At 67.8% G+C, this 24,233-nt stretch carries 32 protein-coding genes and 1 pseudogene; 19 read left to right on the forward strand and 14 right to left on the reverse strand.

Features of this window, described 5'->3' with window-relative positions; genetic code table 11:
- Nucleotides 1–19: 19 nt before the first annotated feature.
- On the reverse strand, nucleotides 20–1,798 hold the full coding sequence (locus AC6I6S_RS12800) for a radical SAM protein (protein WP_497950609.1): 1,779 nt from the start codon (nucleotides 1,796–1,798) through the stop codon (nucleotides 20–22).
- Between the two features lie 150 nt (nucleotides 1,799–1,948).
- Here AC6I6S_RS12800 and AC6I6S_RS12805 point away from each other — a divergent pair, with 150 nt between their 5' ends.
- Both AC6I6S_RS12805 and AC6I6S_RS12810 read left to right on the forward strand, forming a co-directional pair.
- The gene (locus AC6I6S_RS12805; protein ID WP_497950610.1) at nucleotides 1,949–2,107 is read left to right on the forward strand and encodes a DUF7559 family protein; all 159 of its coding nucleotides are present in this window, start codon (nucleotides 1,949–1,951) and stop codon (nucleotides 2,105–2,107) included.
- Between the two features lie 130 nt (nucleotides 2,108–2,237).
- Nucleotides 2,238–2,660 (forward strand): Hsp20/alpha crystallin family protein, encoded by a 423-nt coding sequence (locus AC6I6S_RS12810; RefSeq protein WP_497950611.1) that lies wholly within the window; start codon nucleotides 2,238–2,240, stop codon nucleotides 2,658–2,660.
- A gap of 80 nt (nucleotides 2,661–2,740) precedes the next feature.
- Here AC6I6S_RS12810 and AC6I6S_RS12815 read toward each other — a convergent pair whose 3' ends face one another.
- The 4 genes from AC6I6S_RS12815 to AC6I6S_RS12830 form a co-directional block, all read right to left on the reverse strand.
- Nucleotides 2,741–3,934, reverse strand: coding sequence for an NAD(P)/FAD-dependent oxidoreductase (locus tag AC6I6S_RS12815; RefSeq protein WP_497950613.1), 1,194 nt, complete (start codon nucleotides 3,932–3,934; stop codon nucleotides 2,741–2,743).
- A complete protein-coding gene (locus AC6I6S_RS12820; RefSeq protein WP_497950615.1) occupies nucleotides 3,931–4,695 on the reverse strand; it encodes a creatininase family protein in 765 nt (254 codons plus the stop codon). The genes AC6I6S_RS12815 and AC6I6S_RS12820 overlap by 4 nt, the downstream gene beginning before the upstream one ends.
- Before the next feature lie 78 nt (nucleotides 4,696–4,773).
- On the reverse strand, nucleotides 4,774–5,568 hold the full coding sequence (locus tag AC6I6S_RS12825; RefSeq protein ID WP_497950616.1) for a DUF7388 family protein: 795 nt from the start codon (nucleotides 5,566–5,568) through the stop codon (nucleotides 4,774–4,776).
- A gap of 145 nt (nucleotides 5,569–5,713) precedes the next feature.
- Nucleotides 5,714–6,742, reverse strand: coding sequence for a PEGA domain-containing protein (locus AC6I6S_RS12830; RefSeq protein WP_497950617.1), 1,029 nt, complete (start codon nucleotides 6,740–6,742; stop codon nucleotides 5,714–5,716).
- Nucleotides 6,743–6,882: 140 nt separating this feature from the next.
- Between AC6I6S_RS12830 and AC6I6S_RS12835 the strand changes: the two are divergent.
- Both AC6I6S_RS12835 and AC6I6S_RS12840 read left to right on the forward strand, forming a co-directional pair.
- Nucleotides 6,883–7,650: pseudogene (locus tag AC6I6S_RS12835) on the forward strand (DUF7001 family protein).
- A gap of 67 nt (nucleotides 7,651–7,717) precedes the next feature.
- Nucleotides 7,718–8,128 (forward strand): acyl-CoA thioesterase, encoded by a 411-nt coding sequence (locus AC6I6S_RS12840; RefSeq protein ID WP_497950618.1) that lies wholly within the window; start codon nucleotides 7,718–7,720, stop codon nucleotides 8,126–8,128.
- Between the two features lie 452 nt (nucleotides 8,129–8,580).
- Here the strand turns inward: AC6I6S_RS12840 and AC6I6S_RS12845 are convergent, their stop codons facing one another.
- The 6 genes from AC6I6S_RS12845 to AC6I6S_RS12870 form a co-directional block, all read right to left on the reverse strand.
- The gene (locus AC6I6S_RS12845; RefSeq protein WP_497950620.1) at nucleotides 8,581–9,843 is read right to left on the reverse strand and encodes a hypothetical protein; all 1,263 of its coding nucleotides are present in this window, start codon (nucleotides 9,841–9,843) and stop codon (nucleotides 8,581–8,583) included.
- Between the two features lie 124 nt (nucleotides 9,844–9,967).
- On the reverse strand, nucleotides 9,968–10,642 hold the full coding sequence (locus tag AC6I6S_RS12850) for a class I SAM-dependent methyltransferase (RefSeq protein ID WP_497950622.1): 675 nt from the start codon (nucleotides 10,640–10,642) through the stop codon (nucleotides 9,968–9,970).
- Between the two features lie 2 nt (nucleotides 10,643–10,644).
- A complete protein-coding gene (locus AC6I6S_RS12855) occupies nucleotides 10,645–11,544 on the reverse strand; it encodes a thiamine-phosphate synthase family protein (protein WP_497950623.1) in 900 nt (299 codons plus the stop codon).
- Nucleotides 11,545–11,861: 317 nt separating this feature from the next.
- Complete coding sequence (locus AC6I6S_RS12860; protein ID WP_497950624.1) at nucleotides 11,862–13,688, reverse strand: S9 family peptidase; 1,827 nt, start codon at nucleotides 13,686–13,688, stop codon at nucleotides 11,862–11,864.
- Nucleotides 13,689–13,744: 56 nt separating this feature from the next.
- Nucleotides 13,745–14,356: a dCTP deaminase gene (dcd, locus tag AC6I6S_RS12865; protein ID WP_497950626.1), complete on the reverse strand. Its 612-nt coding sequence runs from the start codon at nucleotides 14,354–14,356 to the stop codon at nucleotides 13,745–13,747.
- 79 nt (nucleotides 14,357–14,435) lie between these two features.
- On the reverse strand, nucleotides 14,436–15,056 hold the full coding sequence (locus AC6I6S_RS12870) for a Yip1 family protein (RefSeq protein ID WP_497950627.1): 621 nt from the start codon (nucleotides 15,054–15,056) through the stop codon (nucleotides 14,436–14,438).
- Nucleotides 15,057–15,150: 94 nt separating this feature from the next.
- Between AC6I6S_RS12870 and pth2 the strand changes: the two genes are divergently transcribed.
- Together pth2 and AC6I6S_RS12880 are read left to right on the forward strand one after the other, a co-directional pair.
- On the forward strand, nucleotides 15,151–15,489 hold the full coding sequence (gene pth2, locus AC6I6S_RS12875; RefSeq protein ID WP_497950628.1) for a peptidyl-tRNA hydrolase Pth2: 339 nt from the start codon (nucleotides 15,151–15,153) through the stop codon (nucleotides 15,487–15,489).
- Between the two features lie 101 nt (nucleotides 15,490–15,590).
- Complete coding sequence (locus tag AC6I6S_RS12880; RefSeq protein ID WP_497950630.1) at nucleotides 15,591–16,238, forward strand: alpha/beta hydrolase; 648 nt, start codon at nucleotides 15,591–15,593, stop codon at nucleotides 16,236–16,238.
- A gap of 11 nt (nucleotides 16,239–16,249) precedes the next feature.
- Here the strand turns inward: AC6I6S_RS12880 and AC6I6S_RS12885 are convergent, their stop codons facing one another.
- From AC6I6S_RS12885 to AC6I6S_RS12895, 3 genes are all read right to left on the reverse strand, one after another.
- A complete protein-coding gene (locus AC6I6S_RS12885) occupies nucleotides 16,250–16,498 on the reverse strand; it encodes a hypothetical protein (RefSeq protein ID WP_497950631.1) in 249 nt (82 codons plus the stop codon).
- Between the two features lie 34 nt (nucleotides 16,499–16,532).
- Complete coding sequence (locus tag AC6I6S_RS12890) at nucleotides 16,533–16,709, reverse strand: hypothetical protein (RefSeq protein WP_497950633.1); 177 nt, start codon at nucleotides 16,707–16,709, stop codon at nucleotides 16,533–16,535.
- 65 nt (nucleotides 16,710–16,774) lie between these two features.
- Nucleotides 16,775–17,287 carry a hypothetical protein gene (locus AC6I6S_RS12895; protein WP_497950634.1) on the reverse strand — a complete coding sequence of 171 codons (513 nt, stop codon included), beginning with the start codon at nucleotides 17,285–17,287 and terminating at the stop codon, nucleotides 16,775–16,777.
- Between the two features lie 105 nt (nucleotides 17,288–17,392).
- Here AC6I6S_RS12895 and AC6I6S_RS12900 point away from each other — a divergent pair, with 105 nt between their 5' ends.
- From AC6I6S_RS12900 to AC6I6S_RS12960, 13 genes are all read left to right on the forward strand, one after another.
- Entirely contained in the window at nucleotides 17,393–17,767 is a 375-nt protein-coding gene (locus tag AC6I6S_RS12900; protein ID WP_497950635.1) for a hypothetical protein, read from the forward strand.
- A 132-nt stretch (nucleotides 17,768–17,899) separates the two neighbouring features.
- Nucleotides 17,900–19,342: a tRNA pseudouridine(13) synthase TruD gene (gene truD / locus AC6I6S_RS12905; RefSeq protein WP_497950637.1), complete on the forward strand. Its 1,443-nt coding sequence runs from the start codon at nucleotides 17,900–17,902 to the stop codon at nucleotides 19,340–19,342.
- 49 nt (nucleotides 19,343–19,391) lie between these two features.
- Nucleotides 19,392–19,814, forward strand: coding sequence for a zinc ribbon domain-containing protein (locus AC6I6S_RS12910; protein WP_497950638.1), 423 nt, complete (start codon nucleotides 19,392–19,394; stop codon nucleotides 19,812–19,814).
- A 179-nt stretch (nucleotides 19,815–19,993) separates the two neighbouring features.
- Nucleotides 19,994–20,500, forward strand: coding sequence for a DUF2299 family protein (locus AC6I6S_RS12915; protein WP_497950640.1), 507 nt, complete (start codon nucleotides 19,994–19,996; stop codon nucleotides 20,498–20,500).
- A 75-nt stretch (nucleotides 20,501–20,575) separates the two neighbouring features.
- Nucleotides 20,576–20,884, forward strand: a complete 309-nt coding sequence (locus tag AC6I6S_RS12920) for a hypothetical protein (RefSeq protein WP_497950641.1) — start codon at nucleotides 20,576–20,578, stop codon at nucleotides 20,882–20,884.
- Between the two features lie 44 nt (nucleotides 20,885–20,928).
- Entirely contained in the window at nucleotides 20,929–21,645 is a 717-nt protein-coding gene (locus AC6I6S_RS12925) for a DUF2103 domain-containing protein (protein WP_497950642.1), read from the forward strand.
- A gap of 105 nt (nucleotides 21,646–21,750) precedes the next feature.
- On the forward strand, nucleotides 21,751–21,963 hold the full coding sequence (locus AC6I6S_RS12930; RefSeq protein ID WP_497950644.1) for a hypothetical protein: 213 nt from the start codon (nucleotides 21,751–21,753) through the stop codon (nucleotides 21,961–21,963).
- Between the two features lie 42 nt (nucleotides 21,964–22,005).
- Nucleotides 22,006–22,275, forward strand: coding sequence for an eL43 family ribosomal protein (locus AC6I6S_RS12935; protein WP_497950645.1), 270 nt, complete (start codon nucleotides 22,006–22,008; stop codon nucleotides 22,273–22,275).
- Nucleotides 22,276–22,293: 18 nt separating this feature from the next.
- Complete coding sequence (locus AC6I6S_RS12940; protein WP_004215399.1) at nucleotides 22,294–22,428, forward strand: DNA-directed RNA polymerase subunit P; 135 nt, start codon at nucleotides 22,294–22,296, stop codon at nucleotides 22,426–22,428.
- A gap of 4 nt (nucleotides 22,429–22,432) precedes the next feature.
- On the forward strand, nucleotides 22,433–22,699 hold the full coding sequence (locus tag AC6I6S_RS12945) for a KEOPS complex subunit Pcc1 (protein WP_497950647.1): 267 nt from the start codon (nucleotides 22,433–22,435) through the stop codon (nucleotides 22,697–22,699).
- A complete protein-coding gene (locus AC6I6S_RS12950; protein ID WP_497950648.1) occupies nucleotides 22,668–23,477 on the forward strand; it encodes a hypothetical protein in 810 nt (269 codons plus the stop codon). The genes AC6I6S_RS12945 and AC6I6S_RS12950 overlap by 32 nt, the downstream gene beginning before the upstream one ends.
- Before the next feature lie 41 nt (nucleotides 23,478–23,518).
- Nucleotides 23,519–23,917, forward strand: a complete 399-nt coding sequence (locus AC6I6S_RS12955) for a prefoldin subunit beta (RefSeq protein ID WP_497950650.1) — start codon at nucleotides 23,519–23,521, stop codon at nucleotides 23,915–23,917.
- The gene (locus AC6I6S_RS12960) at nucleotides 23,918–24,166 is read left to right on the forward strand and encodes a DUF3194 domain-containing protein (RefSeq protein WP_497950651.1); all 249 of its coding nucleotides are present in this window, start codon (nucleotides 23,918–23,920) and stop codon (nucleotides 24,164–24,166) included. It begins immediately after the preceding gene.
- Nucleotides 24,167–24,233: the final 67 nt, after the last annotated feature.

The raw sequence follows: 24,233 nt of genomic DNA on the forward strand, positions 1-24,233 counted from the left end.
GATACGTTGTTGTGTCTGGTCATCGCTGTCGGGTATGCGCTGCTTGAGCGCCCTCGCGGACGGTCGCGAACCGCGAGAGGTCAACCTCGGCGTCGATCCCGACGTCGGCGACCGTCTCGTAGGGGCGGTTGACCACGACGTCACCCGCGCGGCGGGTACCGATACCGGGGATCGCGGTGAGTTCGTCGATCGACGCGGCGTTGAGATCGAGGGGGTAGGGGACGCCCGTGACGGAGCGGTAGCCGTGATCGACGACGGCGACGTCGACGATCTCGCCGAGCGGTCGCTCGCCGGGGATCGCCACCAGCAGCGGGTAGGTTCCGAGCTGTCGGCCGAAGGTCCTGCCGTCCTGGTGGTACTCGAGGTGGACGTCCGGCAGCACCGTTCCGGGCGGGGCGACCCGCGCCAGCATCGGGTTGTCGATCTCCTCGCGGACCTGCTGCTTGTAGCGTTTGAACAGCTTCTTGTGCTCCAGGGCGATGCTCGCGCCGGTGTCGGACATCTCGGTCCCCGAGAAAGCCATCACCTGCCGGATGTTCACCCGCCGGAGCATCAGCCCCTCGTCGTACACCCGCTGGAGGAACTCGCGGTTGTGCTCGTAGGTTTCTTCGCGCTCGCCCTTGAGGCCGTGCAGCAGGTTGATGCCGGGCAGCAGTTTCGGCAGCCTGTTGGGGACATCTGGCCCGAGTGCGGGGGCCGGTTCTCGATCGCCGCTCGCGCGTTCGGAGGACGTCGGATCCCCCGGGGCTCCCGGTCTCCATCCCGCCTCCTCGTTGACGATCCGGACCGCCTCGAAACACTCCTCGGCGGTGACGTTGAGGTTGTTCTCCGCCTGGACCACGGGGTCGGCGGACTCGAGTCCGAACGCCGCCGTGTCGCCGGGCGTGTTGTGCTCGGCGATGATCCGGATCCCCTCCCGGCTCGCCTCGGGCCAGTTGGCGATCGTGATCGGGTTCATATTGTCCAGATGCAGCGTCTCGAGCTCCGGCGCGACCTCGCGGATGCCGCCGTACAGTTCCCGGAGGGCGTCGGGGTTGGGCGCCTCCCCGTCGCCGCCGTAGGCGAGGATGTCGGCCTGGCGTCCGATCCGGAAGTGCCGAACCCCGTAGTCCGAGAGCGCGTCGACCTCGTTCACGACGCTCTCCGGCGGTCGGAACGAGGGATTGCCGTACAGCGGCTCCGTGCAGAACGAACAGCGGTAGGCACACCCCCGCGAGGTCTCGAGTTCCGCGATGAGGTACTCCGGGTGGTTCGGGTGCTGTTCGACCACGAAGGCACCCTGCTCGGCCCATCGGGAAACCTCCGCGACGTCCCGCATCCGGTTGTTGAAGCCCTCGAGGCCGCTCTCGACGAGGTCGTAGGCTGCGGCCTCGACGTCGCCTTTCGCGACGAAATCGAAGTCGAGATCCTGGCGCTCGGTTTCGGTCGCGCCCGCGTTCTCGTCGCCGACACCGAACTTGACGGGGCCGCCCATCAGGCTCGTGCCGCTCGCGGTCCAGGCCAGCTTTCTCACCTCGTCGGGCTCTGCCGGGGTGCCGCCGACGTACTTCCCCGGCACCGTCATCCCGCCGAGGTAGATGAGGAGGTCGGCCTCGTCGACGTCCTGCCAGCGGTTCGGCTCGTCGCGCAACCCGTCGATGGTGTGGTAGGTGATCCGCTCGGACGGAACGCCCGCGTCGACGAGCGCCCCGGCCGTGTAGCGCGGATACGTCGAGACGTACGGCGGAACCCCGAAGTGTGCCGGTTCGTCGACGTAGCCGTCGACCAGCGTCACCGAAAGCGAGTCGGGGTCGGTCATGACTCGCAGTAGCGCCTCGAGTCGTAAAACCGTGACTACACGGCGTCCGGGCACGGCCACTCCGTGCGATCCCCGGTACCGCCGCTCCGCACGGTCGATGGGACCGCCGCTACCCGTGCGTTGATGTGGCTCGTGCGACTACTGATGGCTATGCCCGCGACCGAAGAGATCGAGTGCACCGACGACGACTGCTTTCTCGATATGTTCGAGAACCACTACACCTACGACGTTCCGGACGATCACGACGTCTCGGCGCTCTCCTGTCCGGTCTGTGGGGGGACCGACTGTCTCGAACCGATCGAACTCTGACGATCGGTCACCGCGTGACGGCCGACCGTCTGACGTTTATTTTGCTCTGCCAAAACCAATAAGAAGCTGGCTCTCGTAGATGGTGATATATGTCCCTCGCGCACGCCCTCCCGCTCCGGAGTGACCGCCGATGAGCTTCAAAGACCTCACCGACTCCGTCGGCAACGCTCTCTACCGCCAGGTCGGCCGCGCGAGCAGCCAGTTCCAGCGACAGCGATCGCTCCCGGTCGACGTCCTCGAGAACGACGAGGCGTATCTGGTCGTGTTCGACGCCCCGGGCGTCGACCCCGAGAACGTGCAGGTTCGGTACGTGAACGGGACGGTCAAGATCCGTCTCGATCGGTTCCGCGAGTTCCACGAGGGCTTCGAGATGCGGTTTCCGGGCCGGTCGATGTCGCTCGAGGGGGAAACCGAACTCCCCGACGACGCGCTCGTCAACGCCAACGACGGCACCGCCCGCCTCGGCGAACACGGATCGTTACGGATCGAAATCCCCAAGGAGCCGTCGGCCGGGACGGACGCCGGTACGGACCAGATCACGATCGAAGACTGAGACGGTCTGCTGTGAGTCGGTTCCGATGATCGCGGACCCGGTCGGGCGACCACCGGCAAACCGTACAGCGATCCGTTTTCTCACTCGTCGACGACCATCCCTTCGACGATCTCGAACTCCTCGTCTCCGGAAAAGCGCGTCGGATCGAACGCCTCGATCGACTCGGCGCCGAGAACGTCCGCCGCGAGTCGCTGCCCGATCGCCGGCGCGCGCATGAAGCCGTGGCCCTGGAACCCGGTCGCGACGTACAGCCCCTCGCGAAGTTCGCCGACTAGCGGATCGCGGTCGGGCGTCGCCGTACACAGCCCCGCCCAGGCGCGCTCGAGGTCGGCCTCGAGTCCCGGCAGTCGGTGGTCGACCCGCGAGAGCAGGTCCGCGGCGAATCCGGCGTTCGCCTCCCGGTCGTACTCGTCGGGGTCGGCCTCGACCTCCTCGGTGCCGTTCCCCGCGAGGATGCCCGTCGGGTGGGGTCGACAGTAGAAGCCGGCGGTCGCGTCGTAACACATCGGCTCCGATAGGCTGGCGCTCGCGGTGAGCGCCTGCACGCGGTACGGTTTCATCGCGATCGAAATTCCAGCAGCCGCGAGTACCTGCTTCGTGTACGCGCCCGCCGCGAGGACGACGGCGTCGAACTCGCGTTCGGTTCCCTCGTGAACGACGCGTGCGGGGTCCGTTCGCACCGCGACCGCGGCGCCCGTCTCGACGGTCGCCCCTGCGCCGCTGGCCGCCGCGGCGAGGCAGGCCGTGTAGCTGGCGGGATCGGTGTAGCCCGCGGCGCCGGCGACGGCCGCGACCGCCACGTCGTCGGTCCGCAGCGCGGGAAACCGCTCGTCGAGTTCGTCGGGGGTCATCTCGAGGGCGATCACGCCCTCCGCCTGCATCCGAGTGACCTGCTCGCGGATCGCCTCTGCCCGGCGCTCGTCGCCCTCGCGGGCGAGCCAGACGTAGGGGCACTCGACGAACGGGAACGTCTCGTCGCCCGACAGCTGTCGGAACCGCTCGATCGACTCGCGGCCAATCTCCGCGTCGAGCGGGTCGGCGAACGCGTCGTAGCAGACGCCCGCGGCGCGGCCGCTCGAGCCCGCGGCGATCTGGCCCCGCTCGTACAGCGTGACTGCCGCGCCCTGGCGGGCGAGGTCGTAGGCCGCCGTCGCGCCGACGGCACCGCCGCCGACGACGGCGACCTCGAGGCCGGCTCCCCGATCTTCGAGCGCGTCGGTGCCGACGGCGAGCGCCGGTCCCTCGCCGCTCGGTTCCGGGTCGTTCGTGCTCATCTGTGCGAACGCGGCCAGCAGTCGTCGAGCGGCCGCTCGGCCAGCCAGTCGAGCAGCGCGTGGAGTTCCTCGCTCGCGGCCTCGAACAGCCGCTTGCCCTTCTCGGGATCGGCCTGCGTGGGTGACCCGACGGCCCCGCTCTCGGAGAAGTCGATCGTGTCGAAGCCGACGTTCGCGCCGTGGACCGCCTGACCCCACCCCTCGCTCGCGCCGGCCTCCGCGGCCTCGAGTTCGTCGGGCCGGACGAGGTCGTCGCGGATGTGCCAGAGCAGGCTCGACTCCATGGCGTCGGCGTGGCCGCCGGCCTCCTCGAACAGCTCCGCCGAGAGGTCGGTGACGCTGTCCCACCAGTTCCACGGCGGCGCGAACGCGGTCTCCTCGTCGCGGAGGGTTCGGGCCGCCCGATTCAGCGCCGCCGAGTTGCCACCGTGGCCGTTGACGACGACGGCCTTGCGGACGCCGTGGGCGGCCAGACTCGAGAGCGTCTCCGCGACGTAGGCCTCGAAGGTCTCCTCGCTGACGTACAGCGTGCCGTCGAACTGGCGGTGGTGAACGCTGACGCCGACCGGCACCGTTGGCAGGACGACCGCGTCGTCGCGCTCGGTGGCGGTTTCGGCGAACGCGTGGGCTGCCATATGGTCCATTCCGAGCGGAAGCGCCGGTCCGTGCTGTTCGGTGCTACCTGTCGGGAGAACGGCGACCTCGGCGGCCTCGAGCGCGTCGGCGGCCGCCGTGGTCGTCTGCTCGGCAAGCGGTGTCATGGGTGGCCCTGGGTGGGCCGACTACTTACCAATGGGTGGTTCGTCGTGGCCCGGATACCACGAGGGGCCAGACCCGAACTATTCGAGGAACGATTCGAGGCCGCGGGCGGGATAGCCGACGACCGTGGTCGCGCCGGCCTCCCGCAACGCATCGGCCTGCGTCCGAACCGCGTCGACGGTCCCGACCAGGGCGTAGTCGCCTGCGGCGGCGAGCAACACCTCGCGAGCGCGACCGGCCGCGCTCGAGTCCGTGGCGGCTCCGTCGGGAAGCGCGTTTGCCACGGGCCGTCGCCGGGCGACGTACGCGCCGACGGCCTCGAGGATGGCGTCCTCGTCGGCCGACAGCACCGTCGGCGCGTAGACGGCGATCTCGCCGTCGAAACCGGCGGCACGGATCGCCCGCAGCTCGCGGACGGTCGTCCGCGAGAGCAGGTCGTACTGGGTCGCGCCGGTCGCCATCGCGACCCGTTCGACGCTCTCGGTGCCGACCCAGGCGTCCGGCGCGGACTCGAGGGCCGCCCCCAGTCGGGGTGCGACGGCCCGCGTTCGCTCCTGCTCGGTGAGATAGGCGGGGTGGCCCGCGACGAGCACGCGGCCGACTTCGTCCGGAAGTTCGGCGAGCAGCGAGTCGTCGCCCAGCGGGTCGAAGCCGTCGGCGCGAACCGGCGTCGTCAGCCGCAGGTCGGCGTTCGTCGCGAGCGCGCGCAGCGCGTCGGCGTCGGGGAGGTGGTCGCGTCCCTCGTAGTCGATCGCGATCGTGTCTGTGAGGGTCGTTGGTACGTTCGAGAGGTCACTTTCGGTGGGTTTGAGCGCGAGGGCGTCCAGGCCGGCTCGAGAGACGGCGCTTTCGCTCGCGCGTGAATCGGTTAACATAGCCCACCTCGAGCGACGGAACGGTCGTTAGAATCGGCGCGGAACTCGATCCATCGTCTGCGAGACCATGTGGTGTTCTGTGGGCCGCACACGGGTAAAAAGGTGGCGCTCAGTGCAACCCTCGCGGCGAGTCAGGCCCCGGCGGTTACCCGCTCGCCGTATCCAGCGTCCGGAACGTGCCCACCGTGGTGACGGCCAGCTCGTAGCTACTGACGCTGCGCCCCTCCTCGAAGGAGTCGGTCGCCGACCGCAGGAGCGTGAACCTGACGTCAGATCGCTCCCCCGGCGAGACCGACAGCGCCCGCGATTCCGCGTGGCCGAACGAGTTCCCCTCCCCGTCGGTAGCCGTCGCTTCGACCCAGATCCGCGTCGACTCGAAATCGCTCCGGTTTTCGAGGACGACCGCCGCCTCGACCGTATCGTCCGCGTCGTCTCGACGAGTGATAGACACGTCGTGGTCGACGATCCGGATCTCCTCGTACCGTCGCTGGAGTTCGATGCCGATGGTCGTCTCCTCCTCGACCGAGACCGTTTGCGTCACGGTCTCGAACCCCTCGGCCGTCGCCTCCAGCGTGTGCGTGCCGCTCTCGAGGTCGAAGGAGGCGACCGCCTCGCCGGTCTCGATGCGCTCGCCGGCGACCTCGAGGGTTACCGCCGACGGCCGGTTGTACCCCGGCTCGACCCCGATTTCGACGTCGAGCGTGTGCGTCTCCGGCTCAGGTTCGCCGCCGTCGGTACCCTCGTCGCTGTCGTCGCTGTCATCGGTATCTTCGCCGTTCTCGTCGCTGCCGTCGCTGCCGTCGTCGCCACCATCGCTTTCGTCGCCGGAGTCCTCGTCGCTCTCGTCTGCGCCATCGGACGACTCCGCTCCGCTCTCGTCGTCGGCTTCGTCCGATCCGTCGTCGTCCGCGCTGCTTTCGTCTTCGTCGTCCGATTCGTCGTCGTCTGCCACCGGGGAATCGCCGTTCTCCGCTCCGTTCTCATCGTCGGACGACGAGGAGTCGTCCGCGACTCCGTTGTCGCCGTTTTCGGAATCGCTGGACTCCGAATCGTCACCGCTCGAGAGCGACCCGTTCCCTCCACCGGAGTCCGGATCGTTGTCCTCGCCGAGACAGCCTGCGACCGCCGCGGACGTCGTTGCACCAGCACCAACCAGGAACCGTCGCCGATTCATTGCTGGTTTCTTTCGGTAACACCCACGTAATCATTATTTGCGAACTGAAATAACATACGGGCAGAACGTCGGGGTGAGCGAACGCTCCAGCCCTCATCGCTACCACAATCGTTTCATTTGGTGGTACCACTCGGTACTATATGGTCGATCGAGTCACCCTCTATCGAGCGCCGACGACGGAGGCGGACGCCGACGAGATCGGCGGCTGGCTCCGAGCGCGAATCGCTGCCGACGTCGAGGTCCGCGGTCGATTCCTCGAGGAGCACGCCGCCGAGGAACTGCCCAGACGGTTCGCCGAGGCCCGGGTACGGTCGCCGTACGACCGCGAGACGGGCAACACCATGCTGGGGACGATCCGCTACGAGGAGCGCGTCCTCGAGAACCCCGAGCGCGGCGGGGGCGTGCTCTACGACGGGGCGGCGATCCGGCGGGCGCTGAACGCCGCGATGCCGACAGCGCCGGGGCTCGAGCACCTGCACGTCCTCCTGCTCGACCGGGTGCTCGGAACCTGGGGCGATCACGACGGTCGCTGGCACAAACGCGTGACCGTCCTCGGGCAACCTGCGCTGGTGTCGGTACCTGGACTGTACGAGGCGCCGGCGAAGCCGGAGGCCTACTACAGGGAGAAGCAGCGCCACGCCCTGCTCTAGGGCGATACGCCACCGCGGGAGGTCCTCGAGAACCAGGTCGACGGCGAGTTTCTGATCGAGAACGACCCCCGAACCACCGACGCGCTGAAGGGGTACGTTCTCCAGGCGGTCCACTACTTCGAGACCGGCGAGGCCTTCTGCCCGCAGGAGGGCTGTCGGCTCTACAACGCCCACCGTCACGGTCCGCTCATCGAGAGTCAGCTTCGCTCCCCCGAGTTCTGTGCCGAGCACGCGCCGCTGTATGCACCGGACCGGTAGCCTGAGTCCAGGTCGTTCGCCGCGTGGATCGGAGGGCACTTCTCTCCGGCCCCGCTCCCTCGAGACGATGACCGACGCGCTCACCGTCGACGTTTCCGTTCGCTACCGCGATCTCGACACCCTGAACCACGTCAACAACGGCGTCTACGCCAGCTATCTCGAGGAAGCTCGGTTTGCGTATCTCGAGGAGGTGCTCGATGGCACGCTCGAGGAGTACCCGTTCGTCGTCGCCCACATCGAACTCTCCTTCGAGCGGCCGGTCACCTTTTCGGACGACCTCACGGTCGGCATCCGGACGGCGAACCTGGGCGAGACGAGCTGGACCCAGGCGTACGAGCTCCGCGTCGACGGCGAGACGGTCGCCACCGGCGAGACGACGATGGTGTCGATCGACCCCGCGGAGAAACGGCCGTCCCCGATCCCAGACGACGTCCGCGATCGCGTCGTCGAGTTCGAGGGACTCGAGGGTGATTTCTGAGGATCGTCGTCGGTCGCTAAGGTGCATCGCTTCCATCGTCTGCGGGCACAGTACGGTTTCTTTCAACTGAGGCTCAATGGGTAGTTACGGTCAGTACAGGCGGTGCAGGTAACGCTGCGGAAGAGCACCAAGCGCTGCACCCGCGAGCGACCAGCGGGAGCGAGCGGCCTTTTTAGCGTAGATTTTTGCAAGCGGTTCGAGCGACCGTAGGGAGCGAGGACCCGCAGTAAAAAGGTACGTTTGCAGCGTGTACTTTGCACATCGGTCAGTAACCTCGAGGTTGGCGGATGGCGCCCCGTCACCGTCTTCGGTCACCCGCAGCACCAGCGAGTGAACCCCGGGGTCGTCGGCTTCGAATCCCGCCGCCACCGCGTCCCGGTCGGACCATCTCTGCCCACAAAACGGTCCCTTCCTCCGGACTCCGCTCCTCGAGGCCCTCCGAAGCTGGGTCGTCAGTCCCCACCTACGGAGACCTCGAGGTCCGTTCCCGCTCCCGTCACCGACAGATCGTCCCGAAACGCCTCCGGGCCGACGGTGACGACGACGGTTTCCGCGCCCCGCCGGTCGACCGTCGTCTCCGCGGCGGATTCGTCGGTTCGCTGCTCGAGGCTCGCCGTGAACGCGGTCTCGAACTCGTCGGCGTCGGCCGCGCTGTCCCAGTGGAGCACCCAGACGAACCCGCGGTCGCCCTCGTCGCTCTCGAAGGCGAGCAGGTCGTCGTTCCCCCATCCCGCGGCCGCCTCGGCCGCATCGTCAGACTCGAGTTCGCTCTCGAGGGCCACTCGGACGAACAGCTCCCCGAGGCGGTCGTCGCGGTCGAGACGCCACGGATCGGTTGCCGTGGAATCGACCTCGAGGTCGGTCGCCGGCTCCTCCTCGGAGTCGTAGCCGTGGAGGAGCTGTTCGGTCGTCTCGGGCGGGTTCTCGTAGATCTCCCCGAGTTCGTGGGGGTCGTCGATCCGCTCGTCGACGTAGCCGGTGCCGTAGTGGTAGGGCGCTCGGAAGAAGCGGTCGCCGTCGGGGGCGGTCTCGTACTCTTCGGCGAGCCGTTCGGACTGCAGACGGACGTCCTCGTCCTGGTAGCGCTCGCTGTAGCGGTCGGTGACCCAGACCGCCCCGCCCTCGATCAGCGCGAGTTCGACCTGGCCGTAGTCGGTCGCGGTCTGGGTCTCGAGGTCGATCCCCGAAGAGTTGGGGTACCAGCCCTCCTCGGCCTGAATCGCGTGGAAGTACTCGTGGACCAGCACCTGCTCGACGTCGGCGTCGCTCCCGTCGTTCGGGTCGACGACGACGTGGCTGCCGTAGGAGACGCCGCGGGCGTTCGTCGTATCGATCTCCGTCTCGGTCATGTTCAGCGCCGCCTGAAACTCGTCCTGGCGGGAGTCGTAGACGTCCGCGAGCAGCCCGTCCATGTTCCAGACCTCGACGCGTGGCTTCTCCGCGTCGCTCTCGACCAGTCCCTGGACTCGGTCGTAGGTGCGGTAGACGTCGACCGGAAGCACCTCGTCGGCTTCGGCGGTGGTTTCGGCCCGAGGCGTCTCGGTGCCGTCACCATCGCCACTCGAGTCGGTTTCACCGGGGCCACCGACGTGCGCCCCGCCATCGTCGACGACCGGCCCCTCCGGCTCTCCACCATCGTCGAGAACGCCGGCACAGCCGGCGCAGACGACGAGGAGACAGACGACGAGCACCCACGCCCGATCCCGGTCGATCATCGTCGTTCACTCGAGCAGTGCGAACTAATACCACGGGGGCGGTACCGGCGGTAAATCTCTGATTTCCCCGTCGGACGCTTCTCGTTCGAAGCGGGTCGTGACCCTCGACGGTTGTTCACATCGCTTACCTGATCTCGCCGCCGGTCAATCGCACGAGCCCGAGTGCGTGGTCCTCGTGCGCGATCGCCCTGGAGCGCTCGCGGAGACGGCCGTGGCCCGCGGCGACCCGTTCGTCGAGCCGCCGGTGCGGTTCGGTGTCGTAGCGGAGTTGCAGCGTCGGCGGCGTCGAGAGCACGGTGACGGCCCGGAACAGGGCGTTGACCGGCGGCGCGTACCACCGCTCGCTGCGGGCGGCGTTGACGAGGACGACGTGGCCGCCGGGACCGACCAGATCGCACCAGTCGTCGACCGCTCCGGCGGGGTCGGCGAGCATCCCGACGACGAACGTCGCGAGCATCGCATCCGCGTCCGCGACCGGTGACCGGGTCGCGTCGCCGCGAACCACGTGGACGTTGTCGTACGCCGCGGTCAACTCGCGAGCGCGCTCGAGCACCGGCCCGGTGAAGTCGATCCCGATCACGGTCCCCTCCGGGCCGACCTGATCGCGCAGATAGGGAAGGTTCGCCCCGGTACCACAGCCCATCTCGACGACCGTATCGCCGGCCTCGAGTCGACACGCGGCCGCCGCCCGCGCTCGCAGGGTCGAGATTCCTGGCGTTCGGCGTGCCAGCAGGTCGTAGAGGCGCGCCCAGCGGCCGTAGAAGTCCTGGGCGCTCTCGGAGCCCGTGGTTCCCGTCATTTTCACACGAGCGACCGGATCGTGTCGGCGACCGACTCCGCGTCGGGGCCGAGGACGTAGCTGATCGGCTCGATCCCCTGGCCGCCCGTCTGGTAGAGCACGGTCGCTTCGGGGGAGTCTTCGATCGCCGCGCCGACGCTCGAGGCGACGTCGCCGGTTTCGTCGAATTCGGCGGTCGCGTACCCGCGCTCTTCCAGGGTCGCCAGCAGGTCCGGATCGTAGCGGATGTTCCCCGCCGCGGCGGCCTCGGAGCCGTGGCGACGCGCGGCCAGTAGCACCGTGGCGACGTGCTCGGAGACCCCGAACTCGGGGCTCGCCGGAACCGTCGCCCGCCCCTTGACGTCGAAGATTCGGCCGGGGACGCCGGCGACGTCGTCGACGTCGTCCGCATCAGGCGTACAGGCCACCAGGTTCGATCCCACGGCGGGGATGAGCCCCGCGAAGCCGCTCGTGTTCTCGAGGATTCGAAGCCCGCCGCGCAGCGACGAGAGGACCCGTTCGCTCGTCCGGAGCGTGTTGTCTGGGTCGTGGATTCGGAAGCTCTCGCTGTGGTCTGCGAGTTCCGGAACGGCTTCCTCGTGCAGCCCCGCCAGCAGGTCGCCGCCGTTCTCGAGTTCGCGGATCAGCACCTCCAGTTCGATCAACGCCTGGACGGAGGTCACGTCGCCGGCGGCGAGCCCCTCACTGAGACGCGAGACGAGCGAGGTGACCCGCTCGTCGGCGACGATCCGGTCGTTCGTGGCCACTTCGCCGTGGGCGTACTTCGAGACGGCGCTCTGACTGATGCCGAGCATTTCGGCGACGTCGCTCTGCGTGAGTCCCCGCTCGCGGAGTTCGCCGGCCAGCAGCGACCGAACTGTCGGGAGGAACTCATCGACGACGATCTCTTCGACGAATTTCATTCGTTAGTGTCCGGTAGGAAGGCCCGCGAGATAACTCTGGGGTTGCGCGCCGCGTCGGAGCCGACCGGAACGATCGCCGGGGTCAAAATCCGTGGCCGCCGCTGCCGAGTCGGTCCCCTGGGCGCACTCGAGACACCAGTGTTCCGTGACTCGTGTTCGGCTGATCGGCGGCCACGATATCCCGACATCCCATCGAACGATATCCTGGTTTGTCAGGGCACTCGCGGTTACGCCGCAGCTGTCACAGTTCATTGCACTGAACTACTTCGCTCGGCGACAAAAGCGTTCGGGACGAACACGGGTCGGAGGCCCCCTCGCTACCGCCCGACGCCGACGTGCTCCTCGAGGAAGGCGGCGATGCGCTCGAACGTCTCGAGGCGGTTCTCGAGTTTCGTGATGTGGTGGCCCTCGTCGTCGAAGATCAGCGACTCGACGGGAACGCCCCGCGCGTCGACTTCCTCGACGATCTGGCGGGCCTCGCCGACCGGTACTCGGGGGTCGTTCTCGCCGTGCTGGACGAACAGCGGACAGGCGATCCCGTCGACGGCGTGGATGGGGGAGATTTCCTCGAGGAACTCCCGATCCGCCGCCAGCGAGCCGTACTCGGCCTCGCGGTGGCTGCGCCGCCAGTCGCCGGTGTTCTCGAGGAAGGTGATCCAGTTGGCGATGCCGACGAAGTCGACGGCGGCGGCCCACAGCTCGGGGTACTCGGTGATCGCCGAGAGCACCATGAAGCCGCCGTAGGAGCGCCCGTAGACGACGATCCGGTCGGGGTCGACCGCGGGCTGGTCGTGCAGCCAGTCGACGCCCGCAACGATGTCGCGGACCGAGTCCATCCGCTTTTCGACGTCGTCTGCGGCGGCGTACTCGGCGCCGTAGCCCGACGACCCGCGCACGTTCGGCTCGAAGATGGCGTACCCTGCATCGAGGAAGTACTGGCGGACGGGGCGGAACCACGGACGGCGCTGGTGGTGGGGGCCGCCGTGGATGTCGACGATGACCGGGACCGACGCCTCCTCGTCCGGATCGACGCTCTCAGGGAACGTGACGTAGGCGGGGGTCTCGCGTCCATCGAACGTCTCGTAGCGGATCGTTGCTGGGGACTGGTAGTTCTCCAGCGGAACGCCGCCCGGCGACGGATCGGTCCAGCGCTCGAGTTCGCCCGTCTCGTCGACGACGAACACGGACCGGTTGAGATCCGGCGCGGAGACGCCGACGGCGACCCGCCCGCCGGAGCCGATCGAGAGGTCGCGGACGACGGCGTTCTCGGGCAGGTCGACCGCCGCGGTGTCGATCTCCGTGGGTGCGACGAGTTCGCCGACCTCGAGTTCGGAGTAGCCGTCGACGTTCCAGGAAAGCGCGAGCCGGCCGGACTCTCGATCGAGGACGAAGTGATCGACGCTCCACTCGCCGCCGGCGACCGTCTTTACCTTTCCTTCGAGGTCGATCCTGACAAGCTCGAGGGTATCCGCGTTGGCGTCGCTGAGGCAGTAGACGGCCTCGCCGTCGGGGCCGAACGTCGGGTGGTGGTAGCGGACGGTCCCCTCGTGGGGTGTGACGTGGGTCCGCGCACCCGACTCGACGTCGACGACCGAGAGATCGATGTCCGAACTCGCGTGTGCGGCCCGGACCAGCAGTCGGTCGCCGCTGGGGCTCCAGCCCTCGACGCTGAGGCGACCGCCGCCGTCGCCGGTGTTCTCGGTATCGCCCTCACAGACGAGTCGCGATTCGCCGCTCGTGACGTCCATCACGTGGACGTCGAACGTCGAGGCGTCCCGGCGGTTCGCCCCGAACGCGATCCGCTCGCCGTCGGGGCCCCAGCCGCCCCAGGCGTGGATCGAATCGGGGCGACCGGTCAGCGCCTCGATCTCGCCGCTGTCCGGCTCGAGCCGGAACAGCTGGTCGTGTTCGTCCGCGCCGGCATCCTTGCCGAACGCCAGCGCCTCGCCGGTCGGCGACCAGGAGACGAACGAGACTCGCTCGTCGTAGAAGGTTCGCTGGGTTGGCCACTCCCCGGATTCCTCGAGCGTCCAGACCTGGGTCGTTCCGGTGAGATCCGCGAGAAACGCCAGCCGACCGCCCGGAGAGACGGTGGGCGCACTGGTCGTGCGTGCGCTCAGATAGGGTCGTACGTCGCGTGCCATGGCGGGCGGTCACACCCGACGCGGTTGAATCTGTGGGTCGCGGAAAGCGGTCTGTGTTAGTCGCGGGAGCCGTCGCGCTCGAGCTGGTCGCCGCCGAACTCGTCGTCGCTCTGGATGCGCGAGGCCTGCGGGCCGTCCTGGTCCTGGTACTTCGAGCCGCGGCCGCTCCCGTAAGGCCGCTCGGCGGGGTTCTTCAGCTCCGTGAAGGTGAGCTGGGAGATCCGCATTCCGGGGGTGAGCGCGACGGGTGCAGTACCGAGATTCGAGAGCTCGAGGGTGATCTGACCCCGGTAGCCGGGATCGCAGAGGCCGGCGGTGGCGTGGACGACCACGGCGAGTCGCCCCAGCGAGGACCGGCCCTCGACGTGGGCGATCAGATCTGCCGGAATCTCGACGCGCTCGTAGGTCGTCCCCAGCACGAAGTCGCCGGGGTGGAGGATGAAGTCCTCGCCGTCCGCGACGACCGTCTCGGTGACGTACTCGTCGACCTCCTGTTCGCTGTTCGGGTGAATGCAGGGGATGTTCGTCCGCTGGAACTCGAGGAACTCCGCGCCGAGTCGGAGGTCGACGCTCGCCGGCTGGATCTGCAGTTCGGGGTCGTCGATCGGCTCGATGGCGAGGTCGCCCGCCTCGAGCCGCCGCAGGATGTCCGCGTCCGAGAGGATCATGGTGGATGATTCGAGCGGGGGAGGGTGTAAAGTTCCCGATGCCAGCCAGCGGTATCGTCTCGTCCGACCGGTCGCCGCCCTACCGGAACCCGAGCGTGAGTACGAACACGGTAACGACGACCGCGAGCGCGACCGCGGCCGCACAGCCGACGGCCCGGCCGAACGATAGCCCGTATCGATTCTCGAGGCCGTACGCCCAGAGGACGATCGTCCAGGTGGCGAGGACGGCCAGAACGGCGTCGACCGCGCCGGTGTGGATCAGTTCCCCCACCCCCTGGACGGCGGCAGCGCCGCTCTCGTCGGGCTGGTCGACGCCCGTCTGTCCCAGCGAAATCGCGATGGGGACGACCACCGGGGCGAGGAGCTGTGGCGGTGCGAACGCCCAGCCGCCGATCGACAGCGCCTCGAAGAATCGTCCCTGTCCCCCCATCCAGCACGCGAGAAAGTGCAACGCGACACCGAGGCAGAGCCAGAGGGCGGTGACGCCGTAGACCGCGACGATGATCGACTGGGTGAGGTACATCGAGGCGGCGGACGTCTCGAGGGAGCCGGTCGCGGGCTCGAGCGATTGAACGAACGCCGTCAGCGCGACCACCGAAATCACCCAGAAGCAGACGACGACTGCACCGGCACGAGCCACCGACAGCTGCTCGCGCTCGGCGAAGTACCGCTTCGGATCGAGCAGCGGCGTTCGCACCATACTCGATACGGTCACTCGTCTGATATGAGGCTGTCGACTCGCCCTAAGCGCGGCGGATCAGCGCCACTTTTGCCCCGGAGGTCGATAACCGAGTATGAAACAGGCCATCGTCGCCCGCACGGACATCGGCATGGGGAAGGGAAAGCTCGCCGCGCAGGTCGCACACGCGTCGCTCTCTGCCTACGAGAAAGCGGGCCGTCGAGCCCGGAAGCGCTGGAAAAAGGGCGGCCAGAAGAAGGTCGTCCTGAAGGCGAGCGACGAGCGGACGCTGTACGAACTCTCCGAGATCGCAGACAGGGAGGGCCTGCCGAATGCGGTGATCCGCGACGCCGGTCACACGCAACTCGAGCCGGGAACCGTCACCGCGCTCGCGGTCGGGCCGGCCGACGAGGAGTCAGTCGATCGGGTGACGGGAGAACTCTCGCTGCTCTGAACCGGGAAGAAGCGGTCGTCCCGCTCGCCGGACGAGTTCCGGTTCCGGCCCGGATCGCCGCCGCACGAACCTCTTTTCGGCTGTAGAACGTTTCCTCGAGCATGCCCGACGACCCCCACGGCGATCAGCCGGTCGAAACCGCCGGTGCCGACCTTTCGGACGCCTCGGCCGCGATGATCCTCGTCCACGGGCGGGGCGCACGCGCCCGCGGGATGCTCGACCTCGCCAGCGAAGTTGGCCGCGACGACGTCGCCTTCCTCGCGCCGCAGGCCCAGCGGGGCACCTGGTACCCGCAGTCGTTTCTCGCCCCGACCGAGGCCAACCAGCCCCACCTCGATTCCGCCCTGTCGCTGCTCGAGGACCTGATCGAGCGCGTCGAGAGCGCGGGTGTCCCCCTCGAGCGGACGATCCTGCTGGGATTCTCCCAGGGCGGCTGTCTCTCGACGGAGTTTGCGGCCCGAAACGCCCGCCGCTACGGTGGTGTCGTCGCCCTGAGCGGCGGGCTCATCGGCCCCGAGGGAACCGACTTCGAGTACGAGAGTTCGATGGACGGTACCCCTGTTTTCTTCGGCTGCAGCGACCGAGACCCGCACATTCCCCTCGAACGGGTCCACGAGTCGGCCGACGTCTTCGAGGGGCTCGAGGCCGACGTCACCGAGCGGATCTACGAGGGGATGGGCCACACGGTCAACGAGGACGAACTCGCGTACGTGCGCGACCTGGTGGCGTCAGTCGCTGAGCACAAGTAAACCGGTCTCCGTCAGGCGTGCAGCCAGAGCGCCAGCGCGACCAGGACTGCGGAGAGCGCGATTCCGGCAGTCATCGCGGGTCGTCGCTCGAGCGCCCGCATCTCACTCGTCACCAGCAGCAACACCAGTCCGCCGCCGGCGACCGACGCGAGGAGTCGGCTGAGGGAGAACTGCCCCTCGAGAAGCGCGTCGAAGGCGACGAACAAACCGACCGAGACAGCGATGCCGACGGCCAGATCGATGCGTGACGGGGACGTCATCGGCGTCTACTGCGCTCGAGCCGCGGCATCCGGTTCACTGTTCCGATTCGACCTCGTCTTTCGCCTCCTCGAGCCAGGCCGGTTCCTCGAGGTCGACGGGCGTGACTTCGACGTCCACGCTATGTTCGAAGTGCCACTCCTCCTCGCCGCTGCCCGACCGCACGCCGTCGGCGCGGTAGGATTCGACGACGCCCTCGCGGGTGAGGGTCACGTTGACCAGAGGGTTTCGTAGGGGTCAATTTCCTCGGAGGTGCCCTCGAGGCGGTAGCGGTCGCCCTAGCGCTCGACGGTGTCGACGGCGTCGTAGACGTCGACGAGCGGGACCGGCATCGTCGGCGCTGTGGCGCTGGTCTCTTCTTCCCCGTACGTGACGTTACCGGAACCGTGGACGAGACGGACGTAGGACCGCTCGCCGTCGAACCACCGTTCGTTCGCGGCAAGGTCGAGCGACTCCCCTATCTGTCCGTTGACCTCCGCTTCGACGAGCGCCGGCGCGCCACCCTCCTCGACCGTTTTCGTTACCGACCAGTCCTCGAGCAGATCGCCGGAGCCGTTGGTCGCCGTCGTTCGCTCCGTCTGCCGGTAAGGCTCGTTCTCGAGCGTCTCGACGTGTTCGGCCTGCAGCGCGTAACTGCTGGTCACCTCGTCGTCAGTCAGCCCCGACAGAGCCTCGGGTTCGACCTCCTCGTCGACGCCGAAGGGCTCTCGGTCCTCGGTCGACTCGAGTGCGCCACAGCCTGCCGTCGTGACGAGCAGACAGACGGCCAGAAGCGAGAGCAGGATCCGCATCGTCTCTGTACGTCCGCGACCAAGGTGTTAATACTTTGTAATTTCGTCACCTCGAGACGAAACCGCCCCGGTAGTATTAACCCCCCGACAGTACGAATGAGTGCCATGAACTGGCCCGCCATCCTGATCGGTGCCGCTACCGGTTCGGTTCTCGGCGGGCTCGCGTTCGGGGTCACCGGCTCCGTCGAGTTCGCCGCAGCCGGGCTCTCGCTTTCCGGGCTCGTGATGGCGCTGGTCGGGCGTCACCGGCGGGACCAACTTCTCGAGGGGGCGACCGCCGGTGCGCTCGCCCTGTGTTTCGCCCTCTGTGGCCTGCTCGTCGTCTCGGTCGGCGGTGGCGACGGCGTTCTCGGCGACCACACCCTGCTCGCCGTCGTCGTCGCGTTCGGCTACGCCCTCACGCTGGCTCCGCTGGTCGCCATCGCGAGTGCGATGACTGCGGGCATGGCCCGGCGGATTCCGGTCGAACCGCGACTGTGAGTCCTCGAGCGTAGTCTTACAACCGTGTTACTCTGTAACTCCGAGTCCGCGCGGGACCCGGTATCGCCCCCGTCGCTCGCGGTTTCGACGAACCGGGGCGCATTTGCATCACGGGCCCGGAGTAGCGGACGAATGCGCCCGGCACACCCCACCGAAGCACTCGTCGGCATGGACCACTACGTCTCCGACACCGACGGCGTCGGCGGCCGTCTCCGCGAGCGGGACGACCACTTTCGCGTCCGGGAACTCGAGCGATTTTCGACCGAACCACTCTCTGCGTCGACGGACGCCTATCCGCACCTCGTCTTCCGGGCGACGCTCTCGGGGTGGGACACCAACGACTTCGCGACCCGGATCTCGGACGCCCTGGGGATGTCTCGAGAGCGGGTCAACTGGGCCGGCACGAAGGACAAGTACGCCGTCACCACGCAGCTGTTTTCGGTCTACGGCGCCGACCCAGACGACCTGCCCGACGTGCGGGACGTCGAACTCGAGGTGCTGGGACGGGCCGGTCGCGCTCTCGAGTTCGGCGACCTCGCGGGCAACGCCTTCGAACTCGTCGTCAGCGAACCCGAGACCCCCGAGAACGCGGCCGTGATCACTGACGAACTGGCGGCGTTCGGGGGGCTCGAGGGAACCGAGACGCGCGCTGGCGGCGACACCACCGCTGGCGCGGACGAACGCGCCGACTCCGCGACCCGCACAGTCGGTGTCCCCAACTTCTTTGGCCAGCAGCGCTTCGGCAGTCGGCGGCCGATCACCCACGAGGTCGGCCTCGAGATCGTCCGCGGCAACTGGGAGGGCGCCGTCCTGGCGTACCTCGGCAACCCGTTCGAGAGCGAGCCGGACGCGACCCAGAAGGCCCGGCAGTTCGTCGAGGACGAACTCCGGCGGAGTTCGGACGGTTCGAGCGGGGAGCGACGCGACCCGCGAGACTGGCACGCCGCCCTCGAGCGGTTCCCCGGCGGCCTGCGCTACGAGCGCTCGCTGCTCCACGGGTTGGCCGAGTGCGAGGGTGAACCCGGCCCCGAAGACTTTCGGGAAACGCTCGAGCGCCTTCCCTCGAACCTCCAGCGGCTGTTCGTTCACGCCTCGCAGTCCTACGCGTTCAATCTGATGCTAAGTCGCCGCCTCGGGCGCGGCCTGCCGTTCGAGAAACCCGTTGCGGGGGATGTCGTCTGCTTTTCGGACACGGACGCCCCGGAGGGCCTCGAGCTGCCGGACACCGACCGCGAGCAGCGCGTCGACGAGCGTCGCGTGCGGTCGGTGACCCGCCACTGCGAGCGCGGCCGGGCGTTCGTCACCGCGCCGCTCGTGGGTACCGAAACCGACCTCGCCGACGGCGAGCAGGGCGAGATCGAACGCGCGGTGCTCTCCGAACTCGACCTCGAGCCCGCGGATTTCGACCTCCCCGGTGAGTTCCACTCGACGGGCACCCGGCGGGCGATTCTCGTCCGGACGGGCCTCGAGTACGACCTCGAGCCGCTGACACTGTCGTTTTCGCTGCCGAAGGGCTCCTACGCGACGGTGCTGCTGCGGGAGTATCTGAAAGCGGATCCGGTCGACCTCGGCTGATCCTGGTACCGGCTGACAGCCTTTTGGAGCCTCGAGTCCTACGACTCCCATGCGAAGCGATCGACTACAGCGTGAGATCGACGACCTGGTGGCTCGAGGCTGGCGGATCGAGAAGGAAGACCGCGACCGGGTGGTCATGGTCGACCGGGAGTTCGGCTCCCTGGGATCGCACTTGCTCGTCGCGCTCCTGACGATCTGGTGGACGATGGGGATCGGGAACGTCCTCTGGGGGGCGTACAACTACGCGACGAAGACGCGCCGGCAGGTGCTCTGGGAGGACGGCGTCGGCTGTCCGAACTGCGGAGCCGACGTCGCCGAGGACGCCGACTACTGCTGGTGCTGTGGCACCGAACTCGGGTCGACGACGCCCGCGGATGGAATCGTCTGTCCGGAGTGTGAGGCCGTCCTCCGGGAGGGTGCGCGGTACTGCCGGGCCTGCGGGACGAAGCTGGCGGAGTCCGTCTCGAGCTAATCACCGAAATTCTGACACAGGGTGCTACGATCCGTTCGTTCTTCTCATCTCGAGCGATCTGCCTCCCAGCCACGAACGGTGGGATATCGTGAAAATTAGGGGACTCGCAATGACTCGAGGGCGGAAATAACGGCTTCTGCCGGCTCAACCCTTTTTCCAGCGGACGCTGAAGTCGGGCCATGACGACCCACGTGAGCATCGACCAGGTCCGCTGGTGGCTCGACGAAAACGCCATTCAGGAGATCACGTCTCACTCCGAAGAAGAGACGGAGTTCAACCTGGAGGTGACGCTCTCGAGGCTGCCGATCCACCTCATCAAAGAGGAGAAGCGCGGCCCGATCCGGGTGGTCGGACGCACCGCGTTCGACACCGACCGGGCGAAACGGCTCGTGCGCGACGAGGAATCGCGCACGGAGCTCCTGGCGCAGATGGGGCCGGTACTCGCGGCGACGCCCGGGTTCTACACGTTCCTCGACGAGGAGGACCGGGCCTGCGCCCTCCGGAACGCCGAGACGGTCCAGATGGAGCACCGAATCTACCCCGACGAGGCGAGTCAGCAGGCGGTGATGGACAGCGTGATGGGCGTCGCCACCGGGATGCGATACCTGCAGAACCTGCTGGACACGACCCATCCCGACCCATCGGCGGACGCGAGCGAATCGGACGAGAACGGGAACGCGAACTGAGTGCCGCTCACCCCCGAAACCAAGTCCGCCCCCTGAGCCGATACGTTCATTTAGCTGTCGGGAGGAGCGCCGAGCATGATCGGAGAGACCCTCACCCGGGAGATCGTCGACTGGGAGAAACTCGAGGCGGGCGACGAGCCGGTGTACGAGATCGAGTACAGCGAGCCGGTCTCGAAACCCGTCGTCCGTCGCCCGCCGCTGTTCGGCCCGAGCGGCGGCGGCACGGTGCCCTCCGACGAACTGACCGTGACCCTGCCCGACGGCAAAAGCGTCCCCGCCGCGGAGTTGTTCTTCGAGTACGACGGAACGACGCTGCGGGTTCGCCACGGCGATCCATCCCTTTTCACCCGGCTCCGCCGGCGGTGGCTCTCGCGGTCCTGGTGAGCCGAAAACACGGTCGTTTTACGCCAGGATCGACAACCGCGTCCATGGAGTGTCGTCACTGCGCCTCGCCCCTCGAGAAGCCGGGGGACTTCTGTCTGGTCTGTCGCGAGGCTAACGCCGACACGATCGTCCTCGAGGCGGCCCGCGATCGGGCGACGATGACGATCCTCGAGGGCGAGGCGATCGTCGGCGAGACGACGGTGACGACCACCCCCGAGGAGGGCGAGAGCGAGGTGGTCGAACTGCGGAACTTCGCGGGGCTGCTCGCCGACGACATCCGGCGCAAGCGCCCCGAAGAGGTGTACGCCGCAGGCGAGCGTGCGGTGATCCGCGCGGTGCGGTCGGAGCTTCACCACCAGTTCTACCGCGTCGACGGCGACGACCCGGTCGAGTCGGTGCTCGAGCGCCAGGGCGAACCGGCGCTCGACGTGGTCGAAACCCCGCCCGCCGAGAAGATCGGCGGCAGCCACACCACCCTGATCGGCGGCCGGACGGGGATGCGGGCGATCCACACCGTGGCGGATCACCCCCACGTCAAGAAGGTCATCCCGGGACCGATCGACGCCGGCGGGACGGGGTCACAGTCGGGGCTTCGGGCGAAGGTGACCCGGGCCGACGACGGCGGCAACGTCCGGATGCTCCTGCGCGACGGCTCGAGCGTCCAGGAGAACCGAGTGGTGACGACGGCTCGAGATCGGGAGATGGGCGAGCGGGTTCGGGACGATCTGAACGAGGTGCTCTCGGACGAGGAATTTCGCTAGCGGATTTCGACTCGATGGGGGCAGCAGTCCGTCGCTCGATGAAGTGACAGTACCTGCTGGTTCTCGGACCCTTTTCCGACCGGGTGTAATGAGATATAATTAGGTATGCTCGAGCGCGCTGACGCGTTCCTCGCGACGGTGCCGTTGCTCGCGGCGAGCGGCCTCCTCCTTCGGACCGCGATCGCCGCGACCGGTATCGGGACGGGACTGCTCGCGACGCCGCTCGCTCCCGCCGGCTACATCGCGGCGTTCGTGCTCGTCGTCAGGGAGATGCTCACCGGTCCGGTCGCAGAACGGGCGGCGGCGGAACGGTCGTAACTCAACAGGTTTATGCGTCCGCTGGGGATAGTTAGCGGTACTATGGCCGAACAAGGAAAGCGAACGGTCGGTAGCGCGGGTCGGTTTGGCGCACGCTACGGCCGCGTCGCACGACGCCGCGTCAGCGAGATCGAAGACGACATGCGAAACTCCCAGGTCGACGGTGACGACGTCAAACGCGTCGGCACGGGTATCTGGAAGAACGAGGAAACCGGCGAGGTCTTCACCGGCGGTGCCTACCGCCCCGAGACGCCCGCCGGACGCACCGTCCGCCGCTCGATTCGCGCCGCACTGGGCGACGACGACAACTAATCCCGACACTACTTCGACATGAGTTACAAGTGCTCCCGCTGTAAACGAGACGTGCAACTCGACGAGTACGGCGGCGTCCGCTGTCCGTACTGCGGACACCGCGTGCTCCTGAAAGAGCGCAGCCGGGACGTCAAGGAAGTCGACGTCAACTAACCGCGTGTTTTCTCACGACGCGACCCTCGAGTTCGACTACGAGACGCCGTCTCGAGCCCGCGTCGTCGCCGATAGCGTCCGCCGAGAGATCGGCGAGATAGACGACGAGCGGTCGCGAACCACGATCTCGCGTGAGGACCGGACGGTGACGATCGAGGTCGACGCGCGGGACGTCACTGCGCTCCGGGCGGCGCTCAACACCTGGTTTACGCTGGTCGACGTCGCGGAGCGAGCCGCAGATGTCGGCCGACGGACGCGAGCCGATGGGTGAGGACGCGCGGGGGAGCGACGGCAACCCGCAGTCGGCTGTTTTCAGGAAGGAAACGCCGGAGGGAGTGCTCGAGTGGCAGCTCACCCCGTCGAACGCCGGGCTGCTCCGGGCGCTGCTGTACGCCTCGTGGACGCTTTCCGGCGGGTTCGCCGCGCTGTGTCTCGGGGTAGTGATCGGGGCGGCCCTCTACTCGCTGGGGCTTCCCGTGGATCTCCCCGAAATCGTCGCCATCGCGGTTCTGGGAACGCTGCCGATGGCCTGGCTGCTGCTCTCGTGGCTCGAGTCCTCGCGCCACGGGCTGACCTTCTTGCGGCTTCGGACGCCGGAGCCGAGCGATCCCACCCGATCGGTCGTCGAACACGCTCCGACCGCCGTCCTCGCCGCGCTTGCGGCCGGCGGGGCGCTCGTCCACGTCGCCTTCCTCGCGCTCGTCGTGAGCCGCGACCTCTCGTCGTTCGCGTATATCCTCCCGGCGGGGGTCCTCTACGGCGCGCTGGTCTCCGTCCGCTGGTGGCTGCCGACGGCGGGCGGGCTCGACGAGTCGGGCGACCGGCTCGTCCTCATCTCGTTTCCCCGCGACGAGAGCGAGGGCGGTCGACAGTGGCACGGGCGTCTCGAGACGACCGTCGACGCACGACTCGAGGACGTGACCGCCCGTCGCTCGCTGTCGGTCGCGGACGCGACCGTGGTCGTCCTGTCGACGCCCACTCGAGCGCCCGTTGTCGCCGTCGTCCCCCGCGAAATCGCCGATCGACTCGACGCTCCGCGCGCTCGGTGACAAAGCTTGGCTTTATCAGTCCGGAGGGCTTCGGTCGAGGTATGCAAGGTAATCTGCCACCGGAGGCACAGGAGAAACTCGAGGAACTGCAGGGGCTTCAGGAGACGGCACAGAACGTCGCCGTCCAGAAACAGGAGACCGAGTCCTCGCTTTCCGACGCCGAGGCTGCTCTCGACGAACTCGAGAACCTCGAGGAGGACACCACAATGTACCGCCAGGTCGGCGAACTGCTCGTCGAAACCGAGTTCGACGAGGCCGAAGACGACCTCGATGACAAGGTCAACACGCTCGAGATCCGCCTCGAAACCCTCGAGAAACAGGAAGATCGCGTTCAGGATCAGTTCGAGTCGCTTCAGGAGGAACTCCAGAACCTCCTCGGCGGCGGCGGTGCGATGGGCGGTCCCGCAGGCCCAGGCGGCCCCGGCGCCGGCGGCGCGTAGATGTCGACCGAGGAACCGACCGACGAGGCCGTCGTCCAGACGGCCTCGGACGCCGCCGAGGGGGTCATCTTCTCGCGGTACAAGCAGTCAGCGGTGAAAGACTACGACGTCACCGTCGTGTTCGAGGAGGGCGTTCTCGAGGTGGACGTCTACCTCAACGCGCCCGACGACGAACACGACCCCGAGCGGGTCGCCGACGACGCCGCGCTCGCCGCACGCGAGGCGGTCGACGACCTGTTCGGCGAGTAAACGACTCCCGTTTTCGTGTCCCCGACGGCACGCCGTCGCCGTCGGCTCTCGGTAGTGTGTGGACGGA

This window comes from Natrononativus sp. DTA114, from assembly GCF_059736515.1.

Bases quoted from the DNA above. Each gene is read 5' to 3' on its own strand.
- AC6I6S_RS12800 (WP_497950609.1), bottom strand. From the start codon at position 1,798: ATGACCGACCCCGACTCGCTTTCGGTGACGCTGGTCGACGGCTACGTC.
- AC6I6S_RS12805 (WP_497950610.1), top strand. From the start codon at position 1,949: ATGCCCGCGACCGAAGAGATCGAGTGCACCGACGACGACTGCTTTCTC.
- AC6I6S_RS12810 (WP_497950611.1), top strand. From the start codon at position 2,238: ATGAGCTTCAAAGACCTCACCGACTCCGTCGGCAACGCTCTCTACCGC.
- AC6I6S_RS12815 (WP_497950613.1), bottom strand. From the start codon at position 3,934: ATGAGCACGAACGACCCGGAACCGAGCGGCGAGGGACCGGCGCTCGCC.
- AC6I6S_RS12820 (WP_497950615.1), bottom strand. From the start codon at position 4,695: ATGACACCGCTTGCCGAGCAGACGACCACGGCGGCCGCCGACGCGCTC.
- AC6I6S_RS12825 (WP_497950616.1), bottom strand. From the start codon at position 5,568: ATGTTAACCGATTCACGCGCGAGCGAAAGCGCCGTCTCTCGAGCCGGC.
- AC6I6S_RS12830 (WP_497950617.1), bottom strand. From the start codon at position 6,742: ATGAATCGGCGACGGTTCCTGGTTGGTGCTGGTGCAACGACGTCCGCG.
- AC6I6S_RS12840 (WP_497950618.1), top strand. From the start codon at position 7,718: ATGACCGACGCGCTCACCGTCGACGTTTCCGTTCGCTACCGCGATCTC.
- AC6I6S_RS12845 (WP_497950620.1), bottom strand. From the start codon at position 9,843: ATGATCGACCGGGATCGGGCGTGGGTGCTCGTCGTCTGTCTCCTCGTC.
- AC6I6S_RS12850 (WP_497950622.1), bottom strand. From the start codon at position 10,642: ATGACGGGAACCACGGGCTCCGAGAGCGCCCAGGACTTCTACGGCCGC.
- AC6I6S_RS12855 (WP_497950623.1), bottom strand. From the start codon at position 11,544: ATGAAATTCGTCGAAGAGATCGTCGTCGATGAGTTCCTCCCGACAGTT.
- AC6I6S_RS12860 (WP_497950624.1), bottom strand. From the start codon at position 13,688: ATGGCACGCGACGTACGACCCTATCTGAGCGCACGCACGACCAGTGCG.
- dcd (WP_497950626.1), bottom strand. From the start codon at position 14,356: ATGATCCTCTCGGACGCGGACATCCTGCGGCGGCTCGAGGCGGGCGAC.
- AC6I6S_RS12870 (WP_497950627.1), bottom strand. From the start codon at position 15,056: ATGGTGCGAACGCCGCTGCTCGATCCGAAGCGGTACTTCGCCGAGCGC.
- pth2 (WP_497950628.1), top strand. From the start codon at position 15,151: ATGAAACAGGCCATCGTCGCCCGCACGGACATCGGCATGGGGAAGGGA.
- AC6I6S_RS12880 (WP_497950630.1), top strand. From the start codon at position 15,591: ATGCCCGACGACCCCCACGGCGATCAGCCGGTCGAAACCGCCGGTGCC.
- AC6I6S_RS12885 (WP_497950631.1), bottom strand. From the start codon at position 16,498: ATGACGTCCCCGTCACGCATCGATCTGGCCGTCGGCATCGCTGTCTCG.
- AC6I6S_RS12895 (WP_497950634.1), bottom strand. From the start codon at position 17,287: ATGCGGATCCTGCTCTCGCTTCTGGCCGTCTGTCTGCTCGTCACGACG.
- AC6I6S_RS12900 (WP_497950635.1), top strand. From the start codon at position 17,393: ATGAACTGGCCCGCCATCCTGATCGGTGCCGCTACCGGTTCGGTTCTC.
- truD (WP_497950637.1), top strand. From the start codon at position 17,900: ATGCGCCCGGCACACCCCACCGAAGCACTCGTCGGCATGGACCACTAC.
- AC6I6S_RS12910 (WP_497950638.1), top strand. From the start codon at position 19,392: ATGCGAAGCGATCGACTACAGCGTGAGATCGACGACCTGGTGGCTCGA.
- AC6I6S_RS12915 (WP_497950640.1), top strand. From the start codon at position 19,994: ATGACGACCCACGTGAGCATCGACCAGGTCCGCTGGTGGCTCGACGAA.
- AC6I6S_RS12920 (WP_497950641.1), top strand. From the start codon at position 20,576: ATGATCGGAGAGACCCTCACCCGGGAGATCGTCGACTGGGAGAAACTC.
- AC6I6S_RS12925 (WP_497950642.1), top strand. From the start codon at position 20,929: ATGGAGTGTCGTCACTGCGCCTCGCCCCTCGAGAAGCCGGGGGACTTC.
- AC6I6S_RS12930 (WP_497950644.1), top strand. From the start codon at position 21,751: ATGCTCGAGCGCGCTGACGCGTTCCTCGCGACGGTGCCGTTGCTCGCG.
- AC6I6S_RS12935 (WP_497950645.1), top strand. From the start codon at position 22,006: ATGGCCGAACAAGGAAAGCGAACGGTCGGTAGCGCGGGTCGGTTTGGC.
- AC6I6S_RS12940 (WP_004215399.1), top strand. From the start codon at position 22,294: ATGAGTTACAAGTGCTCCCGCTGTAAACGAGACGTGCAACTCGACGAG.
- AC6I6S_RS12950 (WP_497950648.1), top strand. From the start codon at position 22,668: ATGTCGGCCGACGGACGCGAGCCGATGGGTGAGGACGCGCGGGGGAGC.
- AC6I6S_RS12955 (WP_497950650.1), top strand. From the start codon at position 23,519: ATGCAAGGTAATCTGCCACCGGAGGCACAGGAGAAACTCGAGGAACTG.
- AC6I6S_RS12960 (WP_497950651.1), top strand. From the start codon at position 23,918: ATGTCGACCGAGGAACCGACCGACGAGGCCGTCGTCCAGACGGCCTCG.